The sequence below is a fragment of the bacterium genome, assembly GCA_021372615.1.
Taxonomy (GTDB): Bacteria; Armatimonadota; Zipacnadia; order Zipacnadales; family UBA11051; genus JAJFUB01.
Map to the genome: position 1 here is coordinate 37,752 of JAJFUB010000159.1, position 10,433 is coordinate 48,184.

Genomic DNA, 10,433 nt, shown 5'->3' on the forward strand with positions numbered 1-10,433 from the left:
CTCACCACCCTCCCCCTGCTGCCCACGCCTCACTACAGGGACGCAATGAACTCCTCGACGGTCATGTCGGCCCGCTTCACCAGAGCGGACAGCAGCCCGGGCTTCAGCAGATCGTGGTCGGGTACCGACAGGTGCTGGCCCGTCTGCGGGTGGCGCAGTATGAAGTGGCTGCCCTGCGTCCTGACGTGCCGGTAGCCCGCCCTCTCGAACACTGCCCGCGCCTTCCGCCCCGAGATGCGCGGCAGCCTGGGCATCAGCTCGCGACCTCCACCGGGACGCTGGCCAGGAAGGTCGTGCCCGCCGGCAGGGGGTCGCCGTGAGCGACCATCGAGAGCAGGCATCCCTGAGCCGCCTCGCGGATGTTGCTCAGCGCCTCCTCGACGGTATCACCCTCACTCAGACACCCGGGGATGTCCAGGCACTCGGCGACATAGCCCCCGGCCTCTGCGTCAAGACGGATGATCACAGACAGGTTCAGGTACTGTGCTGACATCATCACCACCCTCGGTTCGCCAGGCGCTCCTCTTCCGGCATGGTGCGGACGTCGAGGCCGGGCATGGCGCCCTTGAGGCCACGGCAGGCCTTCGCAACTTCCATCGGGTCCTGGTAGTACGTGCAGGCATGGACGATGGCCTGCGCGCGCTCGGCCGGGTCCTCGCTCTTGAAGATGCCGCTGCCCACGAAGATGGCCTCGGCGCCCAGCTGCATCATCAGCGCCGCGTCGGCGGGCGTGGCGATGCCGCCGGCCGAGAAGTTCGGCACCGGCAGCTTGCCCGTCTCGGCGATCTGCTTGACCAGCTCGAACGGAGCCGCCAGGTTCTTGCTCTCGGTCATCAGCTCATCATCGCGCAACTGCGTGAGGTGCTTCATCTCCGTCATCACGGTGCGCATGTGGCGGGTGGCCTCGACGATGTTGCCGCTGCCGGCCTCGCCCTTGGTGCGGATCATCGCCGCGCCCTCGCCGATGCGACGGAGCGCTTCGGCCAGGCACGTGCAGCCGCACACGAACGGGACCTTGAAGTCGTGCTTCCAGATGTGGAAGCTCTCGTCGGCGGGTGTCAGCACTTCGCTCTCGTCAATGAAGTCCACGCCGATGGCCTCGAGCACCTGGGCCTCGGCGAAATGACCGATGCGGGCCTTAGCCATGACGGGGATCGTCACGACCTCCATGATCTTCTCGATCACCGACAGGTCGGCCATGCGGGCTACGCCGCCCTCCTTGCGGATGTCAGCGGGCACCCGCTCGAGCGCCATGACCGACACCGCGCCGGCGTCTTCGGCAATCTTGGCCTGCTCCGGCGTGGTCACGTCCATGATCACGCCGCCCCGCAGCATCTCGGCCAGGCCAACCTTGTTTCGCCAAGTGGATACGTCAGTCACCATCATCGCCTCCTGGGCTGTAGACACAACACAACGCGGCAGTGTGTGGCTGCCGTCGTGAGATTCAACTCCTGATACGGACACCCATCTTACTGCAAACCGCACCCAGTGGCAAGGGGCGCTGGGCGGCTTCCGACACGGCCTTGGGGCGCATCTCCGGCCAACGTGGCCACGCGCAGATTTCGCTTGCTACACTCTGATTAGAGTGCTATAAGAGTCCTCGATGAGTGCCAGGGGAGTCTGCCGCTGCGGCCCGCCCGTCCGCAGTTACCCCCTGGCACTCACAACGACTACACGCCTCTGGCTCGAACGGAGACAGGACCATGCTTGGCAGGACGTCGCGGACGCACGGTTTCACGTTGATCGAATTGCTGGTCGTCATCGCCATCATCGCCATCCTCGCCGCGATCCTCTTCCCGGTGTTCGCCAAAGCCCGCGAGAAGGCCCGGCAGGCAAGCTGTCTGTCCAATGTGCGGCAGCTCGGCCTCGCCTACATGCAGTACCTGCAGGACTATGACGAGGTCTTCCCGCCGCATGTGACCGAGCGCACCGCCCCGTCCGGAACTCCGGACACGGCAGCGGCGCGCGCGCCGTACAGCTACCGGACGAAACTGGAGCCCTACATCAAGAACACGCAAGTCTTCAAGTGCCCTTCCGCCGCCGCCTGGCCTGCGCCCGCGGCCGGCAAGTGGTATACCACCGACTACGGCAACAACCACAACGAGGCCAATCTTCCCGCCGCGACCCAGCAGGCCTGGTACATCGCCAACCCGGACTTCGGGTTCAACGAGACGACCTCCATCGGCAGCATCACCAACCCGTCGCGGTTCATCATCCTGGGGGATGCCGCGCGAGCCAGCGGGGTCGCCTCGCGCGGCGGCATGTACCCGCAGCCGTGGGCCTTCGATGACTCGGCACTGCCGGACGCGCAGCAGCAGGCGCGCATGATCGCCCGGCACAACGGCGGGGCGAACGTGACCTACGCCGACGGCCACAGCAAGTGGACGCGGGTCGAGGACACCTGGCACAGCTACAGCAGCAATGACTGGCGGCGCAACCCCTCGTAAGCCTGTCACCGGGGGTGGACAACGCAGGAACTGCCGGGGCCGGAGGGGAACCCCGGCAGTATCCCTTTGTGTTGGCAACCACGAGGAGACCGCGCCCTGCCGTGAGTCTGCACTTCATGCGTTTGATGGACCGCTACCTGGGGATCCTGGCCTGCTGGCTGCTGACCGGGCATCGCCACACGCTGGGGCGCCTGCTTGGCCGGCGACAGGTGCAGCCCCCGCGGGCCATCCTGCTCATCAAGCTGTGGGGCCTGGGGAGCGTGCTGCTGACCGGACCGGTCCAGCGGGCCCTCAAGCAAGCCTATCCCCAGGCGAAGCTGATCTTCCTGACCTTCGCGCAGAACCGTTGGGCCGCCGAGGCCCTGGGCCTGGCGGATGAGGTGTGGACGATCGGCACGCGCGGGGTGCTGGGGGCGCTGAGCGACCTGTCCACGATCCTGCGGCGCTGCCGCCGCGAGCATGTGGACCTGGCGCTGGACCTCGAGTTCTTCTCCCGTCTGCCGGCCGTGCTCACGTACCTGTCGGGTGCGCCGCGCCGCCTGGGCTACTGGGCCCGCGGCAAGTCCTGCGGCGACCTGTTCACCGACCGCTGCACGTACAACCCCTACCGCCATGTGACTGAGATCTTCGGCGCCCTGTCCGAGCTGGCCGGCGCTCCCTGCGACGCGGCCACACCGGTCGCGCCGCGAGTGGAGGCGGCCGACCTGGCCTCCGTGCGCGCCAAGCTTCGCGAAGCCGGCCTGGCCGATGACACTGCCTTCGTCGTCCTGTCCCCCAACGTCAGCGACTTCGGCGCCGAGCTGCGGCGCTGGCCCCAGGAGCGGTGGGCGGAGTTGGCCGACCGGCTCCGGAGCGAGGCGGGCCTGCCCTGTGTCATGGTCGGCGCCCCGAGCGATGTGGCCTATGTGGACGGCATCGCGGCGCTCTGCGCGCCCGCGACCGGCGTCCACTCACTGGCCGGCCAGACGAGCATGGGCGAGCTGGCGGCAGTGCTGAGCCTGGCCGGCGCGCTGGCGGCTTGCGACTCGGGTCCCGTCGCCCTCGCGGCGTGTCTGGACACGCCCACGGTGGCGCTCTTCAGCACCGAGACCCCGGTCCTGTACGGGCCACGCGGGCCTCACCACCGCGTCATCTATAAGGGCCTGTACTGCAGCCCCTGTCTGAGTGTGTTCAACGACAAGGTCGTGGACTTCACCTGTGACAACCGCTGCGTGCAGGACATCACGGTGAGCGAGGTGCTGGCGGCGGTACGGGAGATCGTGCGCACCCCGGCCGCACCTGAACCGGCGGAGAGACACTAAGCCATGGAGCAGCCGACAGCCTCGGCCGATCAGACGCCCCCGGCGGCCCGGTGGCAGCCCCTGCGCGACCGCGTCGTGTGGGCTATTCTGGCCGTCTATCTGGCCCTCGCGGTGACGTACAGCTTCACCATGGCTCTGGGGCACGCGCCGGACGAAAGCTCGCGCCACTTCCCGTATGTCAAGTTCCTGGCCACCCAGTGGCGTCTGCCCGTGGGCGATGAGGGCGCCGAGGGGGGCGCGCTGGACATCCACCCGCCGCTGTACTATGCCCTCCTGACGCCGGTGTATCTGCTGTTCCGGCCGTATGGCGACATGGCGGCGCTGCGCGCCCTGCGGCTGACCTCACCGCCGCTGATCCTGCTGACGCTGCTGCTATGGCTGCCGGTGCTGTACCGCGCGTGCGGGAGGCGGCGCGGTCCCACGCTGTTCGCCTTCGCGCTGACCGCGTGGTGGCCGCACCTGTTTGTGCCGGCAGGGGCGCTGAACAATGATGTCGGGCTGCTGGTCATGTCGGCGCTGCTGGTGTATCTCATCGTCGTGCGCGACTGGGAGCGGCGGGATGTGGGTTCGGCGGCGCTGTGGGGCGCGGTCGTCGGGCTTGCGACACTGATGAAGACCTCGGCCCTGCCGCCGGGGGTGCTCGTCCTGGCGGCCGCGCTGGTGATGCAGCACGGGAAGCGCTGGTACGCCGACGGGCGCTTGTGGGGGCGGCTGGCCGCCGGGGTGGGCGTGGCGCTGCTGGTGTGTGGCTGGTGGCTGGGGCGCAACTACATGCTCTATGGTGAGTTCAGCCCGGTGCCGGTGCCGGAGTTCGCGCGCCCGATTCCCGAAGGCGTGAGCAAGCTCGAAGCCGTAGCGGTGGGCCTGGTCGGGCGGCTGCTACTGCGTGCAGTCAACGGCCTGTGGACGAGCGTGTGGGCGCAGGTGGGGTGGTTCCCACCGGCCGCTGCGCCCTTCGTCTACCGGGGACTGCTGCTCGTGACGCTGTTGGCCCTGGCCGGTTGGGTTCGAGCCCTCGCCTGCCGCCGGAGGGCCGTCGTCGCGGCGGAGGACCACCCGGCCCTGATCTTGCCGCTGCTCGGCTTTGGTCTGCTGCTGGCGGCGGCGTTGTACATCGCCACCTTCGTACACCTGGGGGTCTTCCAGGGAGGGCGCTACCTGCTGCCGTTCCTGCCGGGGCTGACGGCGTTCCTGACACTGGGCCTGCAGAGCCTCATCCCACCCCGGCCGCGCCTGCCCCTGGCGCTCACCTTCCTGGCGCTGTTCCTGGCGCTCAGCCCCCTGGCCTGGTACCGGCTGATCACATACTGGAATCCCTTCGTCCTGGGGCATCTGCAGTGACGCCGCGCCCGCGCGTGCCCCTGCGCCGGACGCGCTTCCGAGGATACCGATGAAGCGACTCGGGTTGGTCTGCGCAGCGGCCCTGGTGGGCCTCGTGGAGTTGGCCCTGCTGCTAGCGCGCCTCATCGTGCCGGAGATTCAGCGCCGCGTGCTGGCGCCGAGTGCCTGGCTGGTCCTGCCCCTGCTGGGTCTTGTGCTGCTAGGGTACGCGCTGATGCAGATGTGGCGGCGGCCGGGGCCGACGCGCCAGGTCGGCGCCTATCTGCTCGTGGCTGTCATTGGGCTGACCTTGCTGGCTGGCGGCCTGACGGTCACCCATGAGTGGGGCTTCGGCTATCTGCCCGCCCTCGTCCTGAACCCGGCCAGCAACAGCTACTATCAGACGGCCCGCGAAGCCGGCAGCCTGTCCGATCTCCTGCGCGACTACGATGCCAAGATGACCGGCTTCTCCTCCCATGCCCAGACGCAGGGCGCCGGGCCAGTTGTGTGCTTCGGGCTGCTGAGCCGCCTGCTCGATGCCCTGCCGACGACGCAGCCGGTGGCCGAGACGCTGCTGGCGCTGCGGCCCGGCGTCACGGGGGACTTCCTCGCCAAACAGTACTCGCGGTTCTGGAGCTACGACATCTCCGCGCAGCAGGTGGCTTCGGCGCTGGGGTGTGGCTGGACGATGGTGTTGCTGGCGGCACTGGCGCTCATTCCGCTCTACGCGCTGGGCTATGGACTCGGGGGTGGAAAGCTGGCCGTCGCCGCCGTCGGGGCCTATGCCGTGCTGCCCAGCCTGACGCTGTACTCGGGGGCGATGGACCAGGCCTACCCGCTGGTGGTCGCGGGGACCATGCTGGGGTTCGTGCGGGGCTACCGGGCCTGCGCAGCGGGCCGCCAGCGCGCCGCCGTGGGCTGGGCGCTCCTGGCAGGCCTGCTGCTGGCCCTGGGGCTGTTCCTGTCGCTGGGCATGGGGGTCGTGGGCGCGGGCTTTGTCATCATCATCGGGCTGGTGGTGCTGCTCCAGCGCGACGCGAGCGAGCGCGTGCCTCTGCTGCGGCGGCTCGGGCCGGTGTTGCTCGCCGGGCTGGCCCCCGTGCTGGTCGTCTTCGCCGGGCTCAAGCTCGTGGCCGGCTATGACATGCTCAGCGTCATGCGGGTGTCGGACGCCTACCGCATGTACGGCTACAACCACCTATGGGGGCGGCCGTACATGCCGTTCCTGTGGCGCAACCTCATCGAGGCGGCGGCGTTTGTCGGGCCGTTGCTGGCGGCGGGGGCATGGGGGACATGGCTGGCCTGGCGCGACCGGGCAAGCCACGCGCTGCTGGCCGCGGTGATCATCGCCCTGCCGGTCATGCTGATCGTGCTGGATGTCAGCGGCAAGATCCGCGGCGAAACCAGCCGCATGTGGCTCCTGCTGGCGCCGTGGTTTGCGCTGACGTGTGGGGTGGCCGGCACCGAGGAGGGGGCCGGCTCACGGGTCGCCTGGGTGGCCCTGATGGCCGCGGCGTACACCGTGATCGTGCGGCACTGCGTCCATGTGTGGGGGTTCTAGCGTCATGTCCGCCTGAGGTGCCCGATCATCCAGTAGGGCAGGCGGCTCGCCCGCCCGCGCGGGCGGGCCGCCCGCGCTACTGCAGTGCCGCAAGGGATGTGCCGGACACGACACTAGGCCGGCGGTTCGTCGCCTCGCGCCGTGTCGTTCCCGTTGCGTAGCCCCTGGATCAGCCGCGTGGTGGAGCGATTGTCCACCAGTTGCGCCAGCACGACCTCCCCCCCGTGAGCCTCGACCTCATCGGCCTCGATCAGCCGCCGTCCGGCGTAGTCGGCGCCCTTGACGTGATAGCGCGGCTTGACGGCCTTGATCGTCTCGCGCGGGTCGTCCTCATCGAAGATGATGACGAAGTCCACCGGCGGCAGGGCGGCGAGCACCTCGGCTCGCTCATCCTGGCTGACGATAGGCCGATCGGGCCCCTTGAAGCGCTTCACCGAGGCGTCCGAGTTCAGGCCCACGACGAGGGTGTCGCCGAGGCTGCGGGCGAAGTTGAGCAGGCTCATGTGGCCCACGTGCAGCAGATCGAAGCACCCGTTGGTGAACACGACCCGCGCGGTGGGCCTCAGGGTATCGCGGAACGCCGCGAAGGCTTCACGACTGACGATCAGACCCATGGGTGTGGCTCCTGACGAAGCGTCGTCTCACTCAGCATAGCGCCCGGCGGTGGCCGACGGTTCCCGGGGCGGCGCCGGCACGCCCTCAGTGGAGCGCGGCGTACCAGGCGTGGAGGTGGGAGGCCATCCAGATGGTCACCGCGGCCAGCAACACCAGCAGCAGCCAGAACAGCACGTCCCTCACCCACCGCCGACCCGCCAGCCACGTCACCCGCTCGCCCAGGCCCACGAGCAGGAGGCAGAGCCAGGGCGCGGCGTTCAGGGCATAGCGCCCCCCCACGATGAGCGCAATGTCCCAGAGGAGCGCTTGTCGGGCGATGATCGCCCACAGCAGCAAGGGCGCCGTTGCGGCCAGGCCCAGGCACAGCGGCCCCACCTGCCAGGCGGGGCGCTGCTCATCAGGAAGGCGCGCCACGCGCAGTCGCGTCACAGTCATGACAGTCGCGAACAGGACAGCCAGCCCGCCGATGAGCCACCCGACCCAGATCTTCTGCATGAAGCCGACGCTCTGCCACGTCCACTCCGGGACGATGGCGGTCACCGGCACCAGCCACACGACCGGCGCCAGCTCCCGGACGGCCCGCAGCGGATCCAGCAGCAGCAGGTTCCGCAGGTCCTGCTCCAACTCGCGGGGGGTGTTGGACTGGATCAGGAACACCCCGTACGTGAGGGTGTTGTGGACCAGCAGCCACGCCCCGCCGGCCGCGAAGGCGGCCAGCAGAACCGCGGGAGCGCGGTAACGCCAGGCCCCCTGCGCCCGGACGTACACCGCCCACAGGACCAGGGGCAGCACGTACCACACGGTCATCTTGACGACGCCCCCCACCCCGATCACGGCCCCCAGCCACAGGCAGCGCTGCCAGGTGACCGGCCGCTGCCCGGTCAGGATGGGCGCCAGGAGTAGGAAGGCCCACGCGCTGAAGATGTAGGCCAGGTTCTCGTTGTTGACCACGGCTGCGGTCAGAGCAAACTGTGGAATGAAGGCCAGGAGCGCCAGGGCGAGGAAGACCACTCGCGGCCGTTGGGACACGAAGCACCGCAGCGACAGATAGACCAGGACCAGTGTGACACCGGCCATGAGCGCACTGGTCGCGCGCAGCACACGCTGGGCCCGGAGGTACTGACTGCTCAGCAGCGCCGCCCGCGTCGGGCCCACCGGGAGCGACAAGGGGCGGACGTGGGGGTCCAGCGCCAGATAGGCCGGGGCGAGGAGCAGGTAGTACAGTGGCCCATGCTGCGCCAGATGGATGTCATCCAGCGTGGGGACGCGGTGCTCCTTGGCCACGATGTACAGATACTCCATGTGGTACGGCTCATCCGGGCCATAGTCCGGAGTGACGCACGCCTGACCGAGGTAGAGGTACAGAGCCAGCGCAGGCACGAGCACCGCGAGCAGTGGCCAGTGCTCCCGGAGACAGCCGCCCGGCGTCTTCGGCTGCGGTGACAGGTCCTCTGGGACGCCGCATGTCGCGCTCATCGCCTGGCATGTCCTCCTGTGGTTGCGGCACGCGCCCGCAGGGCTGAGGGGCATTTCCCCATCGGCGGCTACTGGCCCTGCCTCGGGCCGGGCGCAGGCAGCTTCGCTGGCGGAACCCGTCCTTCGGCCGCCGGTGTTATCGCTTTGTGTTAGGTTCACTGCCCACGATGAGCTGCCCTGAGCATACTGACCCGACCAACGGGGCCACCGCCTCGGCGCGGCGCACGGCGCTGCTGCTGATCGGCCTGGGGCTGGCGCTGAGCCTCGGCGTGATCGTGCTCCTGGCGCTCAGGCTGCTGCCGACCGGAGTGCCGGGTGAGTGGGAATGGCCCTGGCGCGACGCGAGCCTCAGCGGCTCCGGACGCGCCTGGTCGGTCGTGCCGATGTACGCCCTGCTGCTGGTGGTGCTGCTGTGGCTGCTGCGGCGCCCGACGGTGTCACGCCGCGCCGCGGCGGGCTTCGTGGCGCTGTGCTGCCTCGCGGCGGCCGGCTCTATCGTCGTGCTGGAGACCGATGAGCCGGTGTGGCCGTTGCACCTGGCCACCACGACTGCCAGTCTCCCCGCCACCGGCTACTTCAGCTTCGCCACCGCCACGCCCGATGTCCACAGCATCTTCGCCGCCCTGTCGGGGGAGAGCGGCCAGTTGTCCATGCCCCCCCGCGTGCAGACCCACCCGCCTGGTCCGGTGCTGTTCTACTACGTGGGGCTGCGCGTGCTGGAGCAGGTGCCGGAGCTGACGCTGGCCGTCGAGAGCTGGGCGGCCCGAGCCTACGCACTCACCCCCGCCCGCTTCCAGGCGCTCAGCCGCTGGACCGCCATGCCGAGCGTACAGGCGTACCACTTCGCCCCGGCCGTCATACTCGGGCTGGCCTGCACGCTGCTCGGAGCGCTGCTACCCCTGCCGGTGTACCTCGCGCTCGCGCCGCTACAGGGTCGCCGGGCCGGGCTGATGGGCGCCCTGGCCGCGGCGGCTGTCCCCTCGGCGGTCGTCTTCATCCCCGGCATTGACGGTGCGGCCGCCGTATTGGCGATGGTTCCGGTGGCGCTATGGCTGCGGGGGCTGGGGGGGCGTGGGTACGGCTGGTTCGTGGGCGCGGGCGTGGCGATGGCCGCGGCCCTGCTTTGGTCCTTCGGGCTGCTGGCTGTGGCAGTGGCGATGGCGGCCAGCGCGATCCCATCCCTGCGCGACCCCGCCTCACGCCGCCGCATCGTCACCGGCGCTGTGGTCGCCGCTGCGGTCGTGGGCGTCATCCTCGTGCTGTTGCTGGGTGGCGGCTACAACGTCCTGGGGAACATCAGGGTGGCGGTGGCGTGGCAGTCGGCGGACATCGCCCACAGCAAGCGCAGCTACTTCGCCTGGCTGACAGGCAACCTCTATGACGTGATGCTGTTCATGGGCCCGGCGCTGCTGCTCACGGCCTGTGCGGCGTTGCCGCTCGCGCGCCAACTGTCGCTGCGTGCGCGCTGCTATCTCGTCGGGGCGTTCGTCAGTCTGGGCCTGGTGTGGCTGTCCGGCTCGACGCTGGGCGAGGTGGGGAGGATCTGGCTCTTTCTGATGGCGCTGCTGCTGCCCGGCGCGGGGATGGCGTTGTCCGAGTTGGGTGAGCGCACCTCGCGGCCGCTGCTGGTGGTGCTAGTGCTGGCGCAGGCCGTGCTCATCGCGCTGCTGCACGACCGGCTGGCGCTCGTGCAGGCGTGACGTCCCCCGTCCC

10 protein-coding genes are annotated in these 10,433 nt (G+C 69.4%); 5 read left to right on the forward strand and 5 right to left on the reverse strand.

What is annotated here, in order from left to right:
- Positions 1–32: 32 nt before the first annotated feature.
- From LLH23_22495 to pdxS, 3 genes are read right to left on the reverse strand one after another with little or no spacing between them, the layout of a single operon-like run.
- Positions 33–254: a type II toxin-antitoxin system HicA family toxin gene (locus LLH23_22495; protein ID MCE5241244.1), complete on the reverse strand. Its 222-nt coding sequence runs from the start codon at positions 252–254 to the stop codon at positions 33–35.
- Positions 254–496 carry a type II toxin-antitoxin system HicB family antitoxin gene (locus tag LLH23_22500; GenBank protein MCE5241245.1) on the reverse strand — a complete coding sequence of 81 codons (243 nt, stop codon included), beginning with the start codon at positions 494–496 and terminating at the stop codon, positions 254–256. The genes LLH23_22495 and LLH23_22500 overlap by 1 nt, the downstream gene beginning before the upstream one ends.
- On the reverse strand, positions 496–1,386 hold the full coding sequence (pdxS, locus tag LLH23_22505; protein ID MCE5241246.1) for a pyridoxal 5'-phosphate synthase lyase subunit PdxS: 891 nt from the start codon (positions 1,384–1,386) through the stop codon (positions 496–498). The genes LLH23_22500 and pdxS overlap by 1 nt, the downstream gene beginning before the upstream one ends.
- A gap of 317 nt (positions 1,387–1,703) precedes the next feature.
- On the opposite strand from pdxS, the gene LLH23_22510 reads away from it, so the two are divergent.
- The 4 genes from LLH23_22510 (at position 1,704) to LLH23_22525 (ending at position 6,629) form a co-directional block, all read left to right on the forward strand.
- The gene (locus LLH23_22510; GenBank protein ID MCE5241247.1) at positions 1,704–2,447 is read left to right on the forward strand and encodes a DUF1559 domain-containing protein; all 744 of its coding nucleotides are present in this window, start codon (positions 1,704–1,706) and stop codon (positions 2,445–2,447) included.
- Between the two features lie 101 nt (positions 2,448–2,548).
- Positions 2,549–3,748, forward strand: a complete 1,200-nt coding sequence (locus LLH23_22515) for a glycosyltransferase family 9 protein (GenBank protein MCE5241248.1) — start codon at positions 2,549–2,551, stop codon at positions 3,746–3,748.
- Positions 3,749–3,751: 3 nt separating this feature from the next.
- Positions 3,752–5,089, forward strand: a complete 1,338-nt coding sequence (locus LLH23_22520) for a hypothetical protein (protein ID MCE5241249.1) — start codon at positions 3,752–3,754, stop codon at positions 5,087–5,089.
- Positions 5,090–5,138: 49 nt separating this feature from the next.
- A complete protein-coding gene (locus LLH23_22525) occupies positions 5,139–6,629 on the forward strand; it encodes a hypothetical protein (protein ID MCE5241250.1) in 1,491 nt (496 codons plus the stop codon).
- Between the two features lie 113 nt (positions 6,630–6,742).
- On the opposite strand, the gene rfaE2 is transcribed toward LLH23_22525, so the two are convergent.
- Positions 6,743–7,243 (reverse strand): D-glycero-beta-D-manno-heptose 1-phosphate adenylyltransferase, encoded by a 501-nt coding sequence (rfaE2, locus tag LLH23_22530; GenBank protein MCE5241251.1) that lies wholly within the window; start codon positions 7,241–7,243, stop codon positions 6,743–6,745.
- An 85-nt stretch (positions 7,244–7,328) separates the two neighbouring features.
- Positions 7,329–8,720: a hypothetical protein gene (locus tag LLH23_22535; protein ID MCE5241252.1), complete on the reverse strand. Its 1,392-nt coding sequence runs from the start codon at positions 8,718–8,720 to the stop codon at positions 7,329–7,331.
- Between the two features lie 167 nt (positions 8,721–8,887).
- Between LLH23_22535 and LLH23_22540 the strand changes: the two genes are divergently transcribed.
- Entirely contained in the window at positions 8,888–10,420 is a 1,533-nt protein-coding gene (locus LLH23_22540) for a hypothetical protein (protein ID MCE5241253.1), read from the forward strand.
- Positions 10,421–10,433: the final 13 nt, after the last annotated feature.